The organism is Labrenzia sp. THAF35 (assembly GCF_009363595.1).
Taxonomy (GTDB): Bacteria; Pseudomonadota; Alphaproteobacteria; order Rhizobiales; family Stappiaceae; genus Roseibium; species Roseibium algicola.
In genome coordinates this window covers 3,644,537-3,666,032 of sequence record NZ_CP045380.1, presented here as the reverse complement: position 1 = coordinate 3,666,032, position 21,496 = coordinate 3,644,537, and the positions used below count along the sequence as shown (strand labels likewise).

Here is a 21,496-nt window from a genome sequence, read left to right as displayed (position 1 = left end):
CTCCCGCGTGCGACACGCGGGAGGCCATCTGTTTCCAGTCGGTTCTGGTGGTGCGGGCTCTACTCGGCAGCGACCATCCGCGCCGGATCGTAGTTGAGAATCGGAGCAAGCCAGCGTTCCGCGTAGGCCAGATCCCAACCTTTGCGTGCGGCGTAGTCCTCCACCTGGTCCCTCTCGATCTTGCCGACACCGAAATAATGGCTGTCGGCATGACCGAAATAGAGCCCGGAAACGGAAGACCCCGGCAACATGGCCCTGCTCTCTGTCAGCTGGATGCCTGTCAGGCGTTCCGCATCGAGCAGCCGGAACAAGGTATCCTTTTCCGTATGGTCCGGCTGGGCCGGGTAGCCCGGTGCCGGACGAATACCCTGATATTTTTCTGCGATGATATCGTCGATGGACAGGTCTTCGGCGGCAGCGTAGCCCCAAATGTCCTTGCGTACGATCTGGTGCAGCTTCTCGGCAAAGGCTTCCGCCAGCCGGTCTGCCAGGGCCTGGGAGAGGATCTTGTTATAGTCGTCCGACTCCCTGGCGTAACGCGCCGCCAGCTCGTCCTCGCCATGACCCGAGGTAACGGCAAATCCGCCAATCCAGTCGGCAATGCCGCTGGCCTCGGGCGCAACGAAATCGCTGAGGGCGATATTGGCGCGGCCACCTGCAGTCCGACTCATCTGCTGGCGCAGCGTGTGGAAGGTCGCCAGCGTTTCGCTCCGGCTTTCGTCGGTGAAGACACGCACATCGTCACCAACCGCATTGGCCGGCCACAGGCTTGCAACACCGCGTGCCGTCAGCAGCTTCTTTTCAACGATTTCATCGAGCATCCGCCGGGCATCGTCGAAAAGCGCCTTGGCCGCCGGGCCGTAGCGATTGTCGGTCAGTACCGCCGGATAACGGCCCTTGATCTCCCAGGTGGAGAAGAACGGCGTCCAGTCGATGAACGGCACCAGTTCCTCCAGCGGGAAATCGTCATAGACAGTGGTGCCTGGCTTCTTCGGCGCAACCGGCTGTTTGCCATTAAAGTCGGCCTTGAAGGCATTGTCCCGCGCGGCTTTCAGCGACGTGCGCTGCTGAGAGCCCCTGCCGGCTGCATGCTTTTCGGCAATATCGGCATATTCGGCACGCACATCGGCATAGTAAGGCGCGCGGCCACCTTCGCTCATCAGCTTGGAGGCAACACCGACAGCCCGGCCCGCATCGGTGACATAGATTGCCTGGCCGCGGGCATAGTTCGGGTGGATCTTCACCGCTGTATGGATCTTGGACGTGGTCGCCCCGCCGATCAGCAGCGGCACATCAAGCCCTTCACGTTCCAGCTCGGCGGCAACGTGGCACATTTCGTCCAGCGACGGTGTGATCAGGCCGGACAGCCCGATCATGTCGACCTTTTCCTGACGCGCGGTATCGAGGATCTTCGCTGCCGGCACCATGACGCCGAGATCAATCACCTCGAAGTTGTTGCACTGGAGCACGACGCCGACAATGTTCTTGCCGATGTCATGCACATCGCCCTTGACTGTCGCCATCAGGATCTTGCCGGCGGAAGAATGACCTGTCTGGCCAAGCTCTTCCTTTTCCTTTTCCATGAACGGCATCAGATAGGCGACCGCCTTCTTCATGACGCGGGCAGACTTGACCACCTGCGGCAGGAACATCTGCCCGGATCCGAAGAGATCGCCGACGACATTCATACCGTCCATCAGCGGGCCTTCGATCACGTGCAGCGGCCGGTCGAAGGCCTGGCGGGCTTCTTCGGTATCTTCTTCCACGTAATCGGCAATGCCGTGAACGAGCGCGTGTTCCAGGCGCTTGGCAACACCCCAGGTACGCCAGGTGAGATCGGCTTCCTTTTTCTTGCCCCCCTCGCCTTTCCAGCGCTCGGCCGCTTCCAGCAACCGGTCGGTGCTGTCCTGCCGCCGATTGAGGACAACGTCCTCGCAAAGCTCGCGCAGCTCGCGATCGAGATCATTGTAGACCGCAAGCTGACCGGCATTCACGATGCCCATGTCCATGCCACGCTTGATGGCATGATAGAGGAACACCGAGTGCATCGCCTCGCGCACGGCTTCGTTGCCGCGGAACGAGAACGACAGATTCGATACGCCGCCTGACACCTGGGCGTGCGGCAGGTTCTCGCGGATCCAGCCAGTCGCCTCGATGAAGTCGACGCCATAGTTGTTGTGTTCCTCGATGCCTGTCGCGACGGCAAAGATGTTCGGGTCGAAAATGATGTCTTCGGGCGGGAAGCCGACCTTTTCGGTCAGGATCTTGTAGGAGCGCGCGCAGATCTCTGTCTTGCGCTCGAAGGTGTCGGCCTGTCCGCTTTCATCAAACGCCATCACCACAACGGCAGCACCGTAACGGCGGACCAGCGTCGCGTGCTTGATGAACTCCTCTTCGCCTTCCTTCATCGAGATGGAGTTCACGACCCCCTTGCCCTGGATACATTTGAGGCCCGCTTCGATGACCGTCCACTTGGAACTGTCGATCATCACCGGAACCTTGGCGATATCCGGCTCGGCGGCCACCAGGTTCAGGAAGGTGACCATGGCTTCCTCGGAATCGAGCAGGCCTTCGTCCATGTTGATGTCGATGATCTGCGCGCCGTTTTCGACCTGCTGACGGGCTACTTCGAGCGCAGTTGGGTAGTCCCCTTCCTTGATCAGCTTGCGGAACCTGGCCGAGCCGGTCACGTTGGTCCGTTCGCCCACGTTGACGAAGTTGGTCTCCTTCGTCACCACGAACGGCTCCAGGCCCGACAGACGCATGTGAATATCGATGTCCGGGATCTCGCGCGGTTTCTTGTCCGCAACGGCGTCCGCAATCGCCTTGATATGCGCAGGCGTGGTACCACAGCAGCCGCCGACAACGTTGACGAGACCCGCCGAGGCAAATTCCTCGATCAGGCCGGCCATGTGTTCCGGGCTCTCGTCGTATTCACCGAATTCGTTCGGCAGGCCGGCGTTCGGATAGGCGCAGACAAGCGTGTCGGCGACGCGGCCGAGCTCGTCCACATGCGCACGCATTTCCTTGGCGCCAAGTGCGCAGTTGAGACCGATGGTCAGCGGGCTGGTGTGACGGACGGAGTTCCAGAAGGCTTCCGGTGTCTGTCCGGAAAGCGTCCGGCCCGAAAGATCGGTGATCGTACCGGAAATCATCACCGGCAGGATCTTGCCGGTTTCTTCGAAGACCTCGTCAATGGCAAACAGCGCCGCCTTGGCGTTGAGCGTGTCGAAGATGGTCTCCACCAGGATGATATCGGCACCACCCGCAATGAGGCCGCGGGTAGCTTCGGCATAGGCAATGCGCAGATCATCAAAGGAAACAGCACGGTAGCCCGGATTGTTCACATCCGGCGAGATCGACGCTGTCCGGTTGGTCGGGCCAAGCGCCCCGGCGACGAAACGCGGCCGGGACGAATCCTGTGCCATGACCTTGTCGCAGGCTTCACGCGCGAGTTTCGCGCTTTCGAAGTTCAGCTCATAGGCCAGCTCTTCCATGCCGTAGTCGGCCTGAGCGATCGTCGTGGAGGAGAAGGTGTTGGTCTCGACGATGTCGGCACCGGCTTCCAGATAATCGACATGGATCTTCCGGATCGCGTCCGGCTGCGTTAGGCTCAGCAGATCGTTGTTGCCCTTGATGTCGCTCGGCCAGTCCTTGAAGCGGTCACCGCGGTAGGCCGCTTCATCCAGTTTCAGAAGCTGGATTTCCGTGCCCATGGCACCGTCAAGGACGAGAATACGGGTCTTGGCGAGGTCACGGAGGCGCTCGAAGGCGTCTGACTTGATCACGGGGTTTCCTTCCGGAAATTTCTGTTGGTTTGGCCGGCGGAAGCCGGCGTGATTTAACTGTGCAACCGGACAGCGCGTCAGCTGTCCCGGTCGGTATCGTTGTAGGAGGCGTCCCAGAACTTGGTGCGGCTGTGAACGTCGTCTTCGGTCGGGTGCCAGTCTTCGCCGCGTGCCTCATAAACGGCCAGGAGCCCGAGAATTTCGAGGGCCGAATGCCCGCGGAACTCGTGGTCCTTATCGGTGGCGACGATCAGACGATTGTTGTCCGCGCCCATGTCGACGACATGAAGCTCGAAGCCCTTCTCGCGCAACACCGCATAGGCGGTCGATTCAATGGCATCGGCAGTGCTTAACTTGATCATCTCGCTCCGCTTCCCGCTTGGTTTCCGGCCGTTCCTGTCCTGAAGACAGCAGCGTGTCCCGGCTGCGCCGATACCCCCAACCCTGCCCCACCCAAGTAACGGTTAGGGGTCAAGTGTGGGGGCATCCGCTCTAAATCAAAAACAACTGGCTCGTTTCTGCGCCCGGCCCGGCCGCCTCGCCTCCCTCAGGCCGCCAGGGTTTCCTTGGTTTCCGGCTGCCCCATGCCAAGCATGTGGCAGATGGCAAAGGTCAGGTCGGCCCGGTTCATGGTGTAGAAATGGAAGTCGTTGATGCCGCGGTCGACCAGGTCCATCACCTGTTCGCAGGCAACCGAAACGCCAACCAGCTTCCGGGTTTCCGGATCGTTGGTCAGGCCGGCAAAACGCCGAGCCAGCCACTGCGGAATGGAGGTGCCGCACTTGGCGGAGAACACCATCGTCTGTTCGAAATTGTGGATCGGCAGAATGCCCGGGATCACCGGAATATTGATGCCGGCGGCCGCAATCCGGTCCAGGTAATCATCGAACAGGTCATTGTCGAAGAAGTACTGGGTAATGATCCGGTCCGCACCGGCGTCGACCTTGCGCTTCAGATTGTCGATCTCTTTCTGCCAATTGCCGCTTTCCGGATGCCTTTCCGGATAGCCGGAGACGGAAATATCGAAATTGGCGATCTTCTTGACGCCTTCAACCAGGTCGGTCGCATAGGCATAGCCCTCCGGATGCGGCACATAACGCGAGCCGATGCCGTCGAGCGGGTCACCGCGCAGCGCCACCAGATGACGCACGCCCAGATCCCAGTAGTCCTTGACGATCGCATCGATTTCGCTGCGTGCCGCACCGACACAGGTCAGGTGTGCCGCCGGTGCAAGGTCGGTTTCCTTCAGGATCCGCTCGACAGTGCGATGCGTACGCTCGCGGGTGGAACCGCCGGCACCATAGGTCACGGAAACAAAGGACGGGCTGAGCGGCGCCAGTCGCTGAACCGTCTGCCACAGCGTCTCCGCCATCTTGTCGGACTTCGGCGGGAAAAATTCGAACGAAGCCGTGATTGGCGAAGGTGCGGCCTGGTGAGACCGGCGGTTGGAACAGGTTGTCATGTTAGGCGACCTCTCGGGACGTGTCTCGGGCAGGCAGGTCGGTGACAATTCGGCGGTCACGCGCAAGCCAAAGGGTTACGGTAAGGTTGGTGTCGTTGCCGTCTCCCGGAACAAGATCGGTGACCTGTTCCAGGTCCAGTTCGAGCGCTTCAAGCCAGCGCTCCATCTGGTCATGGGCAAAGCCCAGGCGACGATGCGCGTGTTTTTCGCGCAGGAACTCCAGCTGATGCGGAGCAAAATCGATGATCAACAGGCGGCCGCCGGGACGTAGCGCACGAGCAGCCTCGTTGAGCGCCCTTGCCGGTTCCTCAAGGAAGTGCAGCACCTGGTGGATCGCCACGACATCGAAGGACCGTGGCGGCACATTCAGTGCGTAAACATCGCCATGGCGTACCTGGGCGTTTGAAAGCCCGGCCTTGGCGAGGTTCGCGCGGGCAACGGCAAGCATGTCATGCGAGGCATCGACACCGAGTGCCGTCGCATACTGGTCTGCAAACACTTCCAGCAACCGGCCGGTGCCGGTGCCAAGGTCGAGGAACGACTGGAACGGCTTGTCGCCCAGTGCCTTGCGCATCGCCTTCTCGACATCGTCTTCGGAAACATGCAGCGAACGCTCCCGGTCCCAGGTGAGCGCGCGAGCTGCAAAATATGCAGCCGCCTCGTCCGCCTTGGCCTTGCGGATCGCCCGGAACCGTTCCTGGTCCGCCGCCAGCACCGGGTCTTCCAGGGAAATGCGGGCAACAAGATCGCGTGCAAGCTGGCCTTCAGGACCATCCGCCAACCGGTAGTAGACCCAGGCCCCTTCCGGGAACCGCTGAATGAGATCCGCTTCGGCAAGCAGCTTCAGATGACGGGAGATACGCGGCTGGCTCTGTCCGAGGATCGCCGTGGCATCCTTCACCGTCAGCTCGCTTTCCGCCAGAAGCGCAATCAGCCTCAGGCGCGTCGCCTCGCCGACAGCCCTCAGGGCGGCCAGGGTATCGTCAACGGACAGGGTCTGTTCTTCGGTCATGCGCTTCGCCATCAATGTCGATATAAAGATATCTTTATATGAAATCGAAGCGCCATGCAAGGGATCAAAACAAATACGACACTGATTGGTCCGTATTCGTCGAAATTACGCCCGCAGGAGAAAAACGAGAGCCGACCTGCGCACCACCTCGCATCCGCTGAGCGGGCCATCAGCACAAATGGAACGAGCCACTTCAGGTCAGGTGAGCTGCCTTACGCGGTCTTGAGTTCGGGCAAGGGCACTAGCCCAGCCCTCGCGTGACACGCCGAATTGCACCACCTCCCGCATCTGAGCTATGCGGGAGCGCTGACCTAGAGCGTCTGTGCGGCGTTGATGGAGGAAACAAACCGGCGGGTGCGCTCGCGCTCGGGATGACGGAAGATCGCGTCCGCGTCTCCGGTTTCCACCACCTGCCCGGCCTCCAGAAAGACGACATGATTTGCGATCTGCGATGCCAGTCGCAGGTCGTGCGTCGCCATCACCATGGTGGTCCCTTCCCGGGCAAGCTGACCGAGTACGTCGACCACCTCACCGGCCAGTTCCGGATCCAGCGCGGAAGTCGGCTCGTCGCATAGAAGCACCTTGGGCGAAGGTGCAAGAGCACGGGCAATCGCAACACGCTGCTGCTGACCGCCGGAAAGATTGGCCGGCCAGGCGTCGGTCTTGTGCGACATGCCGACCTTGTCGAGCAGATCCAATGCCCGCTGCCGGGCCTTTTCACGGGGCCATTTCTGAACCACCAGCAGGCCTTCCATCACATTCTCGATCACTGTCCTGTGCGGAAAGAGTTGAAAGTTCTGGAACACCATGCCCGTCTCGCAGCGGATCTTCTGAACCGATGCCTGCGGCACTGAAACGCCCGGCTTGAACGTGATCTTGTGTTCACCGACCTGAACGCTGCCGGAGGTCGGTATTTCCAGCAGATTGATACAGCGCAGCAAAGTACTTTTGCCGCCGCCCGACGGGCCGACAAGCGCGGTGACGCTGCCTTCGGGAAAACGCAGCGAGATATCGTCGAGGATAAGCGCCTCACCGAACATTTTCTTGATATTGGAAAGCTCGATCATCTTGAGGTCTCCAGCATGCCGCCATATCGCGCAAACCGGACTTCCAGCCGCTCCTGCAGCCAGGCAAGCACGGAACTCATGGCAAGATAGATCAGGGCAGCCTCTATATAGAGGATCAGTGGCTCATATGTGGTGGCAACGATGCGCTGCGCCGACTGGAACAACTCCGGCACCGTGATGGCAGCGGCCAGAGACGTATCCTTGACCAGCGAAATGAAAGTGTTCGACAGTGGCGGCACCACCACGCGCCCGGCTTGCGGCAGGATCGTGCGCATCATCGCCTGGCGCCATGTCATCCCGGTGGAAAACGCGGCTTCCCACTGTCCCTTCGGCACGGAGGAAATGGCAGCCCGGATGATCTCCGACGAATAGGCACCGACATTGAGCGTAAAGCCGATCAGGGCGGCTGGAAACGCATCCAGCAAGATACCGATGCTGAGCAGGCCGTAAAAGATCACGAAGAGCTGTACCAGCAGCGGCGTTCCCCGGAAGACCCAGACATAAAAGCGCGCGACCAGCACCAGCGGCAGCGGCGCGAACAGGCGTGTGACAGCCGTGGTCAGACCAAGACTGAGCCCCAGTGCGAAGGACAACAGCGTGAGCGGAATGGTGAATTTGACCCCAGCCCACAGAAGCGTCGGCAGGGAATCGATCATCAACTGAAGCCAGTGAGGCACGATAAAGCTCCAAAAAAACGCGCCCGGCGCGAACGCCCGGCGCTTTTCGTTTAGGTGAGAACGGCCGGTCTAGATCTGCATGGACCGGCCTTCATCATGTCAGTTGGACACGTCCTGACCAAAGTACTTGTCGGAAATTGCCTGGTAGGTACCATCCGCCTTGATGTCGGCCAGCGCCGAATTCAGGGCGGCAACAAGTTCCGGATCACCCTTGCGCACCAGAATGCCGGAATAGTCGGCATTTGCCTTCTCGGCGACAACCTTCACCGGCGCATCCGGTTTCTGCTTCTTGAAGTCCAGATAGGACAGGCTGTCGTTGATGGTCGCATCGGCGCGGCGTGTCAGCACCAGCTGGATGGATTGGTCGAACCCGTCGGTGCCGACCAGTTCCGCACCAGCATCTTCCGCCAGCTTGCCGAAATTGCTGGTCAAGGACTGAGCCGCCTTTTTGCCGGCGAGGTCTTCAAAGCCATTAATGTCGTCATTGCTGTCGCGAACGATCAGCACTGCCTTGGAGGCGATGTAGGGGTCGGAGAAATCGTATTTCTGCTTGCGGGCGTCGGTGATGCCGACCTGATTGATGACCACGTCGTAGCGCTTGACGTCCAGGCCGGCGATCAGACCGTCCCATTTGCCTTCGATGAACTCGGCCTTGACGCCAAGTTTTTCGGCAACGGCCTCGCCGATTTCGACATCGAAACCGACCAGTTTGCCTTCCCCGTCGTGGAAGGTGAAAGGCGCGTAGGTGCCTTCGGTGCCGATCTTCAGGACACCTGCCGATTTGATCGCATCGAGGTTGTCACCCGCCTGCGAGGGAGAAAGGGTAAGTACCTGCAGCACTGCGGCCGCGGCAATCGCTTTGAACCAGCTCATATCAATTCCTTTCCGGCATGATGAGTGAGTGGCCTTAGTGCCGGAATGTGGAAGCGATTGCAGGAGAAGAAAGAGCAAAAATGCAGAAAGAGGGAGAATATTTTGCTCTCATATCGCGGATCGGCAGCACACGAAACAACACCGGTCGCAGGCTCGACCACCCTCTCTGGAAGTATCCTGGCGGCAACTGTCCGCCGCTGAAACTGTTCCCGTGACCGCTCCTATCGGTGCCGTCAGTCGCTAAAGCGGCGGAAGGTTCATGGATACCTTCTCCAGGCCAGGCTCCAAATCGGCTTCATGTGAATATTTCCCACAAGAAGACGAAACCTTCGCCTTGGGCGAGGAAGCCTCCAGCCCGCATCGTGTAGAAGCTCGATCGGAATAGTCACATGGTTTCGATCATCGAGCGTGCCCTCCCGAACGGATCAGGTTTCCGATTACCAATGACCGAATTCGGCTGAACTCGTCAGCTTTCCGCAGGCACAGCACCTTGATCCAGCATGTGATCGAAGCGCCCCTCACGCACACAGCCCGGCAGGCCTTCGCACGGGATGATCTCGGTGCCGACAAGCTCTTTCGCATAGAGCCTTTCGATATCGCTGGTATCGACCGTCTGGCCATGGACGACAGATGCCAGTTTGGTCCGGAAGGCTTCCACGCCGCCCATGGATGAAAAATGCCAGCCTGCATCGGACAGGATTTTCACCGGGCGGCTGATGCCCGACAGGTTGTTGTTGCGGATCCTGAGAAGCGGTTGGGCGACAAAACCCGGCACGTAGGACTTTTTCGTCATCCGGGCCTTTGTCCGGCGCAGTTGCTGCGGCGTGGTCAGGTATTTCTTTTCAATCATCCGCGACCCCAGCAGCCAGGTCTTGCCGGGAACGATACGGTCGAGATGGTGTTTGTGCAGGCTCTGTTCGAACACCAGCAGCCGCCCCTTGTAGAGCTTCTCGTCCAGCACCTTCTTCAGAACATCCGCCCGCACGATCTCGTCGACATCCGACAGAAGGATGACGTCGTCCGGCGCACAGGCGTCCAGTCCCCGTGCAATGCAATTGCGCTGATAGTTCTCGCGTTCCCAGTCCGCTTTCCGGCGGTTCTTGTAGACGCCGAGCGCCGGTGGCAATTCATCGGGAAACTCGACCTGAAGATCGATGATCTTGTCGGACCAGGGCGCAAACCGTTCGCGATTTTCAGCAAAGTAGAACGGCTTGGGACCACCGCGTTGCGTCTGGTTCGCTTCCACCAGGACAAACTTGTCGACATGGTTCCCCATCTCCCGAAGACGGATTTCCAGAAGGTCGAATTCGTTATGGAAGACAAAACAGTCGTAGAGCTTCATGCCTGGGCCCGGTTTCCTCGATCGCGAAGGGTGGCGCATCCCGGCTGCCGGTTGGCAGCTCAAGTCATGGCAAGCCTCTTCCTGGTGCCTGCCGGGACCGATATCGGATTTCAGTCAAGAGGTCCACGGACCTGGCGCACAAAAGCGAATAGTTCGCCCCTCACCCCGTTGCCAATGCACCTACTTGATTGAAAAGGGCATCCGGACTTTCGCGGAATTGCCGCTGAATTCATCGTTGACGGTGAGTTCCAGTACATAGTCGCCCGCCGGAGCCCCGCTGACATTCAGGGTCAGGTTGGCCATGTATTCGGTATTGGGCACGTGGCTCTTGAAGTCGAACCGGCCAAAGCCTTTTTGCCCAGCCAGCACCTTGCCATCGGGCGACGCGAGGTCGAAGTCGACGGTCAGAAGAGATGTGAAAAGGCCATCCTGCTGTTTCCAGTCGAAGCCAACCGGCTCCAGGTAGATGCGCAGCGGCTCGTCCGATCCGAAAGCTGCATCTTCCCGGGGTTTATAGATGCCGAAGCCGTCGGCAGGGGCCATCACGAACAAGGCGGTTGGAATGGAAATGGTGGCTTTCGACCAAACGTCGAAGAGGGCCTCGCGCATCAAAGAGATGGCTTCCCCGCCCTTGCCGGCGTCAAGCGCGGCCTCCGCTTCAGCCGCCTTGTCTTGCAAAGGCCCCGCAATGGCCTGACATGACAGGGCAACCGCAAACGCAGTTCCCAGAAACATTGGTTTCAGCATAGTCTCCCCCTTCACATTTGCGATCCGATAGGTGAAGCACACCATTATGGCGGTCTCGCCGCAAGTGTCAGATTCTGTCCTGCGGAACACAAAGGACAAGGCGAAATGCTCAAAATCTCATGCTAGGCGGGCAAGTGAAGCCTGTTCTAACCGGCAGAGTGCATTCGGCAGGTATGCTTCCGTCTTTTGGTCGTTTCCAACAGGCGTACCGAAAGAAAAAGAGCCGCTGCCTTCATCCAGGCTTCAATAGCCACTCCATACACAGAAAGCTTGCTTGCTTCCGCCAAGGGAAGCCGCTTAAATCCTGGTACTGGCCACTTCGTTTCCCGTTTCAGGAAATCCGGACGCCTTATTTCCGCCAGTACACATGTTTGACGAAATGATCGAAGAAGCTTTTGCCTGGGAGTGTTCAATTGTTTTTCGAGCGTGGCCCCGTGAAGAGATCAATTTACCTCTTTTTCAGCGTTCTGCTTTTCACGGTTCCCGCACATGCCGAAAAGCGTGTCGCGCTAATCGTGGGGAACGCGGCCTATTCCTCGGCCAGCACGCTCGAAAACCCGGTCAACGACGCGAGGAAACTTGGTGAAGCCCTGAAAGAGCTGAATTTTGAGGTCCTGCAGCAGGAAAATCTGCAGCGTTCCTCGTTTCTGGAAACAATCCGGATGTTTTCCAAATCCCTGGAAGGAGCTGACGTCGCACTGTTTTTTTACGCCGGGCACGGAATCCAGGTTGCCGGCGAAAACTACCTAGTCCCCTCCGACGCCCATTTGCAGGAAGAAAGCGACATCAGCGCCGAGCTGATCGCCGTCAAATCGCTTCTACAACAAATGGACGGCTCGGCAAAAACCAGGATCATTCTGCTTGATGCCTGCCGTGACAATCCATTCGCACTCACCCTTGCCGGCGCCATGGGGAATAGAGCGGTTGAGGTAGGCCAGGGGCTCGCCCGGGTCGATGCCGGACCAGGCACGCTTATCGCCTACGCAACGGAGCCAGGCAATGTCGCCCTTGACGGAACAGACGGAAACAGCCCTTTTACAAAGGCATTGCTGACGCACATTTCCACCCCTGATCTGGACATTGCCCGCATGCTGCGGCGGGTGCGGACGGATGTGATTGAAACCACGGAAGGAGCCCAGATCCCCTGGGAAAATTCATCCCTGGTTCTGGATTTCACCTTCAACCCCACCGAACAGGGCAAACTGGCACTTGCGTCGAGCGAAGAAGCCTTGTGGGAAGCCGTCCGCTACGGCGACAATCCGGATGAAGTCAGGCTATACCTGGAACGCTATCCGAACGGGCAATTCGCCGAGGACGCTTTGAAGCTGCTGAACAACGCCCTCGGACACAAGCATCCCTCGATTGCCGACAACCAGGATGCCAAGGCGCGGCAGTCAGCTTCAAGGCCGGTCAAGACATGCCTGGCCATCGAGAACGCAGATATAGGGCTCGGCAATCCCGAAGAGGCCGTGCAAGCCTGTTATGACGCGGTCGCGCTCTTTCCCAACTCCGCCCTGCTTCGGCTGCTTTACGGCAAGGTCCTCGACCGCTCGGGCAACGAAGCCGAGGCATCCCGCCAGTACCGGCAGTCGGCGGAGCTCAACAACACCGAAGCCATGGTCGAACTGGCCGTCGCCTATGAGCTCGGCAAAGGCGTCGAATGGCAGCCGGGAGAAACGCTGCGGCTTCTGGAAAAATCCGCCCGTCTGGGTAACGCCAATGCCATGAACCTGCTCGCGCATTCCTATAGCGAAGGCAACCTCGTCGACTATGACGAGGCGAAGGCGTTCGAGTGGTTCCAGAAGGCAGCCGAAGCCGGCAACCCGGAAGCCGCGTTTTATGTCGCCGGAGCTTATGACAGAGGCGAAGGAATTGAGCAGAACGATTTCAAGGCCCGCCACTGGTACCAGCGCGCGCTGGCGTCGGACGACGAAGGCCTGGCGGCAACCAACCTCGCCTGGATGTATCTCAAGGGCCGCGGCGGCGACAAGAACATCGATCGGGCTCGGGAACTGCTGGAAAAGGCGGCCGCGGCTGACGACCCGATTGCGATGCGGGAATTGACCCTTCAATACCTAAACGGCACCTTCAAGAGCGAACGGAGGGAGATTGCCATCGATTGGCTCATGAAGGCGATCAAGTCCGGCGGCAGGATCGAGGCGGAGTTTTGGTTTCTGACCAAGTCCGACACCTACCCGCTCTCCTTCAACAAGGCCGTTCAACGCCGGTTGAAGGAAGCCGGGGTCTATCATGGCAAAATTGACGGCCAGATTGGCGACCAGTCCCTGCAGGCGCTCTTTCAATATGCGGATGAGTAGTAATTTTCTCGTGGGTTATATGGATTTCAAGGATGCGGGCGACGCCTTTTTCGCGTTCTGCGGATGTGACCGGATCGGTCCGCCTCAAATCAAATGATCCTTAATAGCGGCCATACCCTAAAGCCGGTCCTCCGCTCCCTCGCGGCCTTCCCCATCGGCCTCTTCGCCCAATAGTCCAGCCGCAGCAGCCCCTGCGGCAGCAGCTTCTTTGGCAGCAGGCGGCATTGCCTCTTCGTCGTCGTCGGTCCCGGCAACACGCACGGTCACCTGGCGATGTGCAAAGCGGATCCCGTTCTTTTCGAACAGATCGCGCAGACCTGCATAAACGACCTTGCGAAGCTCGAACTGCTTGCCAGGCTTGGTGGTGAACTTGACACGCGCGATCATGGCACTGTCTTCCATCGACATGATGCCCTGAGATTTCAGCGGCGCCAGGAACATGGGCCCGAAATACTCGTCCTCCAGCAGCTCCTTACCGAAGTTCTTGATGATCTTACGCATCTTTTCCACGTCGGTGTCGTAGGTAACGCGGAACGCAAGTTTCATCACCGCCCAGTCTCGTGAGAAATTCTCCACCTTCTGAATTTCGCCAAAGGGAACCGTCGTAAGCGCGCCGCGGTGGTGTCGCAGCTGCATCGACCGGATCGAGATCTTTTCGACAACGCCCTTGGCGCTGCCGATATCGATGTACTCCCCTTTCCGGAAGGCATCGTCGATCAGATAGAAAGCTCCGGAGAAGATATCCCGGATAAGGGTTTGAGCCCCGAATCCAACTGCCAGACCGACGACACCGGCACCGGCGAACAATGGCGCGATATTTACGCCCAGTTGCGACAGGATCACCATCGTGGCGATCACCACGATCGTGATGAGCAGGAAATTGCGAAAGATCGGCAGCAAGGTGGAAATCCGGCTCTCACCGGTTCCGCCCACTTCCGCCTCTTCGTCTTTCTCGGCGGGCGCTTCCTTGGCAATTTCCCGGTCAATGACGATTTTCACGGCCTCATAGGCCATGTAGCCAAGAAACATGACCAGAAGCACCTCGACGAAGGAACCGATCAGCGAGCCGCTGCCAGCAAGCGGCAGTCCCCATTTGGAAGCCAGCATGTCCAGCGAGGTGAACACGACCAGAATAGTGGCGCCCCGGTCGAACAGGTCCCGGAAGGGTGAGCGTCTCGCTTCCCGCTCGGCAGCTTCCGCGCGCGCCTGGGCCAATGTGCTGGCAACATCCTCTTCGCCGCCCTCGCCTGCTTCGGCACGTTTGATGTCCTCGGCAATCTTCTCCTGTGCGGCGGCCGTGTCCAGCCGCGGCAACAGAACCCGGTCGATGAGCAGGATCAGCAGCCCATAGGCAACCGCAGCCATCAGCAGCACTTCCAGCGGCGCACCGACCAGACCGATCGCGTCCGGCAAGTCGAGCAGGATACGCACTGCCGAAATCCCCCAGGCCAGGAAGAAATAGGCAACGGCAACAAAGTGCCAGCCGCTGGCCAGAACCCTTCGCCAGATCGGCGCTTCAGCCCCCTTCTTTCCCCGGATCAGTCGCGCGATTACCCTGCGATAGACAATCGCGATGCCGGACAGGATGACCATCGACAGCGCGGAGGCTGCAATCAATGCCAGCTTGTGAATGTCAGGCGACAGACCCAGTCGCTCCATCCAGAGGCAGAAGGCAACCGCCGCAAGGGAAATGGCGGAGCCGACCAGCAGCGTCCTGTAGAGCCCGGTCGCTTCCTGATTGGAAAGCGCCAGCAACCGGTGGCTCTCCGCGTCGGGTGCCAGCACATTCAGCCAGACAACACGGAGCGCCAGAAAAACCGCCATGGTGCCGACAACCACAAGTGCGGTCTTGTTGGATGCATCAATGCCCGTTCCGACCAGAAGAAATACCCCGGCCGCTACGGCAAAGAAGAGCCCGACACCGACGAACATCAGGATCGCCCGGGCATAAAGATAGATAATCTTGTCAGCCCGTGTCGTCGCGTCCGGCTGGTACCAGGACGCGAATTGCCGCCGGCCCCACCGGTTCACCAGGGAAGAGGCCACAAGGCCGAGAACAACGGCTATCAGAATGTCCACCAGCGTCGACGACATCCAGTTGAGACCCCGTTCGCCCCCCTGGGCGCGCAGGGTCTCCACCATCACATCCTGGATCTCGGGAATTTTCTGCACGATGGATTTGAGGACATCCCGGGCCTCGACGGCATCTTCGGTGAACTCGTCCACGGTCTGAAGAAGGTTTGCGCCTTCACCCGCGCCGTCGGCCGGCGCCACTTCAGAGCCAGCCGCTTCCGGCTTCGCATTTCCATCTGTCGTCGTTTCAGCAGCCGGAGCCCCGGTACCGGTCTCGGTAGAGCCCTTTCCGGAAAACAGCCCGGGTATTCCCTGTGCCTGCGCCCCTGAGGGCAAACCACCCAGACACAGAAAGAGTGCAAGCAGACCTGACAGAAGAAGGAACGCCTTGCCTGGCCTCTTGCGGCCGCCATCGGCAAGACAGGATAGGCGATTGGTTAGTTGTGAAAAGCGCATGTCAGCCCCGGGACGAGTCGCGAAAAGGATCCCCCTCTTTCTTGGCACGGATCTGTGCCATTTGAAAGAAAGCCGGCTTTTCGCAAAGGGCTGAAAAAGAAGAGGCCCGATCCTTTCGAACCGGGCCTTACGTGCAGGCAGGAGGCGCCTTGCTTAATTGTGTCAGTGCAGAACGGTGTTGTTCCAATGAGCCATCTTGCGCTTGGCTTCGGCGATCGTCATGCGCTCGAACATGGCCATGGCGTCGCTGCGCACATCCGGTGTCAGGCGGTGACGCCAAGGGCCGATGGCCAGCAGGGAACCCACGGTGATGGAGGAGAAGCCGGAAGCCTTGGCAAGGATGACAAACGGCTCCGGATCGGGGCGCACCATCCAGTGGCTGACTTCCTCGACACCGCATCTCACCAGCCAGGCAAAGGTGGCAACCGCTTCCGCGAACCGATCTTCCGAGGCGAACCGGCGCAGGGCGGCCTCATTGACCATCCCGCGTTTGGCCAGCAGCAGTACCCGGCTGCGCGCTGTTTCGAAGTCGTAGCGGCCAAGCCAATATTGGTTGGACATGCGCTGTGCCGCGATATCGGCTGCTTCCTCTACCCGCTCGGCTTCGTGACCACGGCCGGCCGCATGTAGCTTCCGCCGAACTTCCTCGCTGGCAACCGAGATCAGGCTGGCGATATGCGCTTCGGCAAGATCCGCACGCTCGCTCAAGGAAAGCTGCAGCGTCGCATCGGAGGCAGCATCGCTGATCAGGGCCATGATCGATGCATCCGACAGGCAGGCGCCGTCGTTGCTGGCCACCTTGCGCTTGACCTTCAGATCACCGCGACGCACCAGCACATCGGTCAGCTCTTCAGACAGAACTTCACGCTGTGCGATGGCGAACCGGTGCGCATTGCCGCGTTTTTCGGCGATCTTGATCAGATCGGCCTCCCGCAGCACGGTGGAGCGCAGCAGGATCGGCTCGGCCACCTCGATCTCGTCATCTGCCAGACGGCGGATGGTTTCTTCCGGACCGCGTCTCAGGCTGGACATCTGGTCAGCGACATAACGGCGAACTTCGTCTTCCACCATGTCGACAAGCCGCAAGAGAACGGAGTCATAAATATCCACCTGCTCGTCGGAGCACCGATCGGAGGTCAGGGCAAACAGGGTTGCGACATGCCGGGCCAGTTCGGCCCTCCGGGCGCTGCCAGCTTCACCGGTCAGCTCCGAGAAGTTCACCAGTTCTGTTTTCAACGCTTCAGTCATGTTCCATTACCAATTTTCACAAGTGTGCCGGTTTGGCGTTGGTACAGAAAATGACGATGAGTTTTAAAGAAGGTCGAAACGCGCTTTTCCAGAATGTAATTGTCTTTTTTTAAAACTTGAGAACAATTCTAACTATATCGCATGTATTCATTACATGTCATTGAAATGTAACAATTTTGACCGCTTCGCTCCCCGCTCGAAGTCACCTTTTTATCCCGTTGAAATCCGAATATTTTTTCCGAAAAAAGATTTTCAATGGCCGTTTCAATAGCCTCCGAAGGTCAGAAATTGCGACTGGTTTAAATACATTCGCTGCGCCGCAAGGTCCCGCGACAGGGGCGTACCCATCGGCAGCGCACGAGATAAAGAAATATTTTCCTTTTCTTATTGACCCTTCACCAGGCGCAATCTAAATAAAGGAAGTAATATATTTCTTTATTGGAGCCAGCCATGTCCTCCGTGGTCCGTTTTCCCCGTGTCGCCGCCATACCGCCCTCCCGCACCCGCGGTCTCTATCAACTGGCGGCCCTCCTGCGACGGAAACTTGGCAACGCCCTTTTCCGCCGACCCAGCCATCAATCCATTCCGGATGATCTTCTTTTCGATGTCCTCAGCGACAACGATTTGAGAGCCCGCGAAGAAAACCGGCGACGGCCAATCATTAGCGGCCCCTGGCGCTAGCTCGTCCATGGACTTGCCTTCTGTTTCAGGATTGCAGCGCCCTCACCCGGAGCAAAAGACATAAAAAAACCGGCACCCTGCGGCGCCGGTTTTTTGCTGTTCCAGATCGGCCTTTACTCGGCTGCCGCCAGAAACTCCTTGGTGCCGGTCTTGTTGTCCGAACCGCCGTCGTTGCTTCTGTCGAGCTGCTCCAGAAGCACACGGCGCTTTTCAGTCGCCTTTTCGATGTTGTCATCCTTGATCGGACCAAACCCGCGGATAAGATCCGGAACCCGGGCGAGCTCGACCAACAGGCCGTAGTGTCCTTCCGGCAGCCGCTTCAGGATCTCGGCAATATCGCCCTCATACTGGCTGATGAGCGCGCGCTCGGCCTTGCGTTCCGCCGTACGGCCGAATGGGTCGTACCATTTGCCGCGCATGCCCTTGAACTTCGCTAGGAAGCTGAACGCGGAGAAGATCCAGGGTCCGAAGGCGATCTTCTGCGGACGGCCGGTCTTCGGATCCTTGCGATGCGCGAGGAATGGCGGTGCCAGATGAACCTTCAGCTTCTTCGGGTCTTCAAAGCGCTGTGCGATCTTCTCCTTGAAGGCGGGATCGCTATAAAGCCGCGCGACTTCATATTCGTCCTTGTAGGCCATCAACTTGAAGAGCATGTCGGACACAGTCTGCGTCAGGCGGAACGTGCCCGGACCATGCGCTTCGTCAGCCTCTTTGACCTTGCCGACCAGGTCCAGATAACGCTGCGCGTAGGCCGCATCCTGATAGGCGGTCAGCTCCTGGGCGTTGAAGGCAATCTTCTCTTCGACGGTAAAGACACGCTGTTTTGCTTCCGACGGCAGGGCCTTGAGAAGTTTTTCCGGATCTGCAGCCAGCACGCGGCCTGCACGGAACGCCTTGATGTTGTTCTTCACCGACGCGCCGTTGAGCTCCAGCGCGGTTTCGATGGCATAGTCCGAGACCGGCAACGCGCCACTCTGGAAAGCCATGCCGACCAACAGCATGTTGGCATAGATGGAATCGCCCAGAAGCTTCTCGGCAATGTCTGCAGCATTGACGGGCAGATATGTGCCGGAGGCTTTGCGCAGGGCGCTGTCCATCTGCTTTTCATCGAAGGAAAGCGTCTGCTTCAGCACGAATTCCGCAGTCGGGGCCACCTTGGTGTTGGCGACGGTCATCGTGTGACCACGATGGGCGAGCGCGAGCTGATCCGCGTTCGCGGCCACCACCATGTCACTCGCGATCAGAAGGTCGAGGCTGGCTGCCGGAACCCGCGGACCTTCAATCGACCTGTTGCCCGCCGCAAAACGCACGTGAGACGTCACCGGGCCACCCTTCTGGGCAAGGCCGGTCATGTCCAGCGTGGAGGCCTGCTTGCCGTCCACATGGGCCGCCATAGCCAGGATCGCGCTGATCGTGGTCACACCCATGCCACCGATACCGGCCACCAGCGTGTTCCAGGTGCGGTCAAGCGAAGCAAGTGTCGGCAGCGGCAGGGTTTCCACCAGGGTTTCGATATCGACATCCGCCTTCTTCGGCTTCTTCAGTGCAGCACCGTTGATCTCGACAAAGGACGGGCAGAACCCCTTGATACAGGAGAAGTCCTTGTTGCAGCTCGACTGGTTGATGACGCGCTTTTCACCGAATGGTGTTGCCAGTGGCTCCACCGACAGGCAGTTGGACTGCACGGAACAGTCGCCGCAGCCTTCACATACCCGGTCATTGATAAAGAGGCGCATGTCCGGATCGGGAAACTGCCCGCGCTTGCGTCGGCGGCGCTTTTCCGCGGCGCAGGTCTGGTCGTAAACGATCACCGACACGCCCTTGAAGGTCTGGAACTCTTCCTGAACGTCCATCAGTTCGTCGCGGTGGTGAATCTTGGTTCCCGGGGCAAGCGGTGTCCAGGAGCCGTAGCTGTCCGGATTCTCCGAAACCACCGCGATCCGCTCGACGCCTTCGGCTTCCAGCTGACGGGTGATCTGCGGAACGGTCAGCTGGCCATCCACCTTCTGGCCACCGGTCATGGCAACCGCGTCGTTGTAGAGGATCTTGTAGGTGATCGGAACGTTGGAGGCGAGCGCCTGCCGGATCGCCAGGATGCCGGAATGGAAGTAGGTGCCGTCGCCGACGTTGGCAAAGACGTGGCTGTCGCCGGAGAAAGGCTGCTGCCCGACCCACAGGACACCCTCGCCGCCCATCGCAATCTGGCCTTCCGTTGTCCGGCCGGCCATTTCCGTCATCGCGTGGCAGCCGATGCCCGGCAGCGAGCGGGAGCCTTCCGGTGTCTTGGTCGACGTGGAATGCGGGCAGCCGGAGCAGAAGTAGGGAATACGGGCAGCGCGTTCCGCATGGCCCTGGGCCCACATGGCCTGTTTGGTCATCCGGTTGGCAACGGCGCGCATTTCTTCCGAAACCACATCGCCCGGCAGCCAGGTCATGAGGCCTTCGATCAGCTCGGCAACGGACAGTTCCAGAACGTCGGACAGGAACGGTGTCCCGTCCGGACGGCGTTTGCCCCAGATCTCCGGCCGGCTCATTTCCGGCCAGTGATAGGAGATGTCCTTGATCTGGGATTCCATGAACGCGCGCTTGTGCTCCACCACCAGCAAACGTTCTGTGCCACGGGCGAAATCACGCAGGCCGAGCGGCTCCAGAGGCCAGCTCATTGCCACCTTGTAAACCCCGAGGCCCAGCGCCTTGGCAAAGTCCTCTGTAATGCCCATCAGGTCGAGTGCCTGCAGCAGATCCCGGTAGGCCTTGCCGGAAGCAACGATGCCGTATTTGGGATTGGTCCTCGTTCCGAAGGTGACCCGGTCCAGACCGTTTGTCCGCACATAGGCCTGAGCCGCAGGAATACGAAGATCGCGCACCAGCCGCTCTGTCTCCAGGCGGTTGCCCAGAAGAAGATCGCGGTTCTGGTGATAGTCCTTGCGCGGATCGCCTTCCAGCGGACGCACCATGCGCAGCCTGTTCGGAGAGATATTGATCGTTGCCGATGCATCCATCGTGTCGGCAACGCAGATCAGGGCCGTCCAGAGGCTGGTGAAGCGGGACATTTCGAGGCCGTGCAGGCCGTAGTCGAGAACATCCTGGATATCGGCCGGGTTCAGGACCGGAATTTCCGCATGCTCGAAATAGAACTCGCTCTGCGCCGGCAGGATGGAGGATTTAGCAAGGTGGTCATCGCCGGCCAAGGCAAGCACCCCGCCGTTCCGGTCGGTGCCCGAAGCGTTGGCCTGACGCAGCACATCACCGGCACGGTCGACGCCCGGCGCCTTGCCGTACCAGATGCCGAAGACGCCGTCGTAAGAGGTCGCCCGTCCAACACCGCCCTCGCCGCGCAGCTTCTGGCTTCCCCACACTGCGGTCGCGCCCAGCTCTTCGTTGACACCCGGCTTGAAGACGACGTCATACCCCTTGAGGTGGCGATGAGCCCGCATCAGCTCTGTGTCGTAACCGGCAAGCGGCGATCCCCGGTAGCCGGAAATGAAGCCGCCCGTTTTCAGGCCGGCCAACTGGTCCATGCGCGCCCGATCGAGCGCCAGCCGGACAAGCGCCTGTATGCCTGTCAGATAGACCCGTCCTTCCGTGGCGACGTATTTGTCCTCCAGGGTAACGGTTGGCATGTGCACGTTCATCCGAATTCCTCCTCAACCGACATCTGGGGCAATGTCCCCCGGCGGCAACCTCACATAATAGGTAATATCATCCTTTTCTCAGGCAATTTCTGTGCTATCGTCACGGCCAATCACCCA

General features: G+C 59.4%; 14 protein-coding genes. 2 read left to right on the top strand and 12 right to left on the bottom strand.

Going from position 1 to position 21,496, the window contains the following annotated elements; all coding sequences use genetic code 11:
• Positions 1-59 precede the first annotated feature (59 nt).
• The 9 genes from metH to FIU93_RS16715 all read right to left on the bottom strand — a co-directional run bounded on the left by metH (position 60) and on the right by FIU93_RS16715 (position 10,968).
• On the bottom strand, positions 60-3,788 hold the full coding sequence (metH, locus tag FIU93_RS16755) for a methionine synthase (protein ID WP_152506226.1): 3,729 nt from the start codon (positions 3,786-3,788) through the stop codon (positions 60-62).
• A 77-nt stretch (positions 3,789-3,865) separates the two neighbouring features.
• Positions 3,866-4,150 carry a hypothetical protein gene (locus FIU93_RS16750; protein ID WP_077292563.1) on the bottom strand — a complete coding sequence of 95 codons (285 nt, stop codon included), beginning with the start codon at positions 4,148-4,150 and terminating at the stop codon, positions 3,866-3,868.
• A gap of 185 nt (positions 4,151-4,335) precedes the next feature.
• Positions 4,336-5,250 (bottom strand): methylenetetrahydrofolate reductase [NAD(P)H], encoded by a 915-nt coding sequence (gene metF / locus FIU93_RS16745; protein ID WP_023000909.1) that lies wholly within the window; start codon positions 5,248-5,250, stop codon positions 4,336-4,338.
• A gap of 1 nt (position 5,251) precedes the next feature.
• The gene (locus tag FIU93_RS16740) at positions 5,252-6,262 is read right to left on the bottom strand and encodes a metalloregulator ArsR/SmtB family transcription factor (protein WP_031269253.1); all 1,011 of its coding nucleotides are present in this window, start codon (positions 6,260-6,262) and stop codon (positions 5,252-5,254) included.
• A gap of 311 nt (positions 6,263-6,573) precedes the next feature.
• The gene (locus FIU93_RS16735) at positions 6,574-7,329 is read right to left on the bottom strand and encodes an amino acid ABC transporter ATP-binding protein (protein ID WP_152506225.1); all 756 of its coding nucleotides are present in this window, start codon (positions 7,327-7,329) and stop codon (positions 6,574-6,576) included.
• Complete coding sequence (locus FIU93_RS16730; protein WP_152506224.1) at positions 7,326-8,006, bottom strand: amino acid ABC transporter permease; 681 nt, start codon at positions 8,004-8,006, stop codon at positions 7,326-7,328. Before FIU93_RS16730 ends, FIU93_RS16735 begins: the two co-directional genes overlap by 4 nt.
• A 99-nt stretch (positions 8,007-8,105) precedes the next feature.
• Positions 8,106-8,879 (bottom strand): amino acid ABC transporter substrate-binding protein, encoded by a 774-nt coding sequence (locus FIU93_RS16725; RefSeq protein WP_152506223.1) that lies wholly within the window; start codon positions 8,877-8,879, stop codon positions 8,106-8,108.
• 466 nt (positions 8,880-9,345) lie between these two features.
• Positions 9,346-10,221: a hypothetical protein gene (locus tag FIU93_RS16720; protein WP_173017346.1), complete on the bottom strand. Its 876-nt coding sequence runs from the start codon at positions 10,219-10,221 to the stop codon at positions 9,346-9,348.
• 180 nt (positions 10,222-10,401) lie between these two features.
• Complete coding sequence (locus tag FIU93_RS16715; protein ID WP_152506221.1) at positions 10,402-10,968, bottom strand: hypothetical protein; 567 nt, start codon at positions 10,966-10,968, stop codon at positions 10,402-10,404.
• Positions 10,969-11,402: 434 nt separating this feature from the next.
• Here FIU93_RS16715 and FIU93_RS16710 point away from each other — a divergent pair, with 434 nt between their 5' ends.
• Positions 11,403-13,286 carry a caspase family protein gene (locus FIU93_RS16710; RefSeq protein ID WP_173017345.1) on the top strand — a complete coding sequence of 628 codons (1,884 nt, stop codon included), beginning with the start codon at positions 11,403-11,405 and terminating at the stop codon, positions 13,284-13,286.
• Between the two features lie 117 nt (positions 13,287-13,403).
• On the opposite strand, the gene FIU93_RS16705 is transcribed toward FIU93_RS16710, so the two are convergent.
• The gene (locus FIU93_RS16705; protein ID WP_152506219.1) at positions 13,404-15,815 is read right to left on the bottom strand and encodes a mechanosensitive ion channel domain-containing protein; all 2,412 of its coding nucleotides are present in this window, start codon (positions 15,813-15,815) and stop codon (positions 13,404-13,406) included.
• 162 nt (positions 15,816-15,977) lie between these two features.
• A complete protein-coding gene (locus FIU93_RS16700; RefSeq protein ID WP_077292557.1) occupies positions 15,978-17,063 on the bottom strand; it encodes a DUF2336 domain-containing protein in 1,086 nt (361 codons plus the stop codon).
• Positions 17,064-17,513: 450 nt separating this feature from the next.
• Here FIU93_RS16700 and FIU93_RS16695 point away from each other — a divergent pair, with 450 nt between their 5' ends.
• Complete coding sequence (locus FIU93_RS16695; protein WP_152506218.1) at positions 17,514-17,744, top strand: hypothetical protein; 231 nt, start codon at positions 17,514-17,516, stop codon at positions 17,742-17,744.
• A gap of 113 nt (positions 17,745-17,857) precedes the next feature.
• Here FIU93_RS16695 and FIU93_RS16690 read toward each other — a convergent pair whose 3' ends face one another.
• On the bottom strand, positions 17,858-21,379 hold the full coding sequence (locus FIU93_RS16690; RefSeq protein ID WP_152506217.1) for an indolepyruvate ferredoxin oxidoreductase family protein: 3,522 nt from the start codon (positions 21,377-21,379) through the stop codon (positions 17,858-17,860).
• Positions 21,380-21,496 lie beyond the last annotated feature (117 nt).

Coding starts and splice junctions, on each gene's coding strand:
- FIU93_RS16690 (WP_152506217.1), bottom strand. CDS start 21,379: ATGAACGTGCACATGCCAACCGTTACCCTGGAGGACAAATACGTCGCC.
- FIU93_RS16725 (WP_152506223.1), bottom strand. CDS start 8,879: ATGAGCTGGTTCAAAGCGATTGCCGCGGCCGCAGTGCTGCAGGTACTT.
- FIU93_RS16705 (WP_152506219.1), bottom strand. CDS start 15,815: ATGCGCTTTTCACAACTAACCAATCGCCTATCCTGTCTTGCCGATGGC.
- metF (WP_023000909.1), bottom strand. CDS start 5,250: ATGACAACCTGTTCCAACCGCCGGTCTCACCAGGCCGCACCTTCGCCA.
- FIU93_RS16720 (WP_173017346.1), bottom strand. CDS start 10,221: ATGAAGCTCTACGACTGTTTTGTCTTCCATAACGAATTCGACCTTCTG.
- FIU93_RS16700 (WP_077292557.1), bottom strand. CDS start 17,063: ATGACTGAAGCGTTGAAAACAGAACTGGTGAACTTCTCGGAGCTGACC.
- FIU93_RS16735 (WP_152506225.1), bottom strand. CDS start 7,329: ATGATCGAGCTTTCCAATATCAAGAAAATGTTCGGTGAGGCGCTTATC.
- FIU93_RS16740 (WP_031269253.1), bottom strand. CDS start 6,262: ATGACCGAAGAACAGACCCTGTCCGTTGACGATACCCTGGCCGCCCTG.
- FIU93_RS16715 (WP_152506221.1), bottom strand. CDS start 10,968: ATGCTGAAACCAATGTTTCTGGGAACTGCGTTTGCGGTTGCCCTGTCA.
- FIU93_RS16750 (WP_077292563.1), bottom strand. CDS start 4,150: ATGATCAAGTTAAGCACTGCCGATGCCATTGAATCGACCGCCTATGCG.
- FIU93_RS16695 (WP_152506218.1), top strand. CDS start 17,514: ATGTCCTCCGTGGTCCGTTTTCCCCGTGTCGCCGCCATACCGCCCTCC.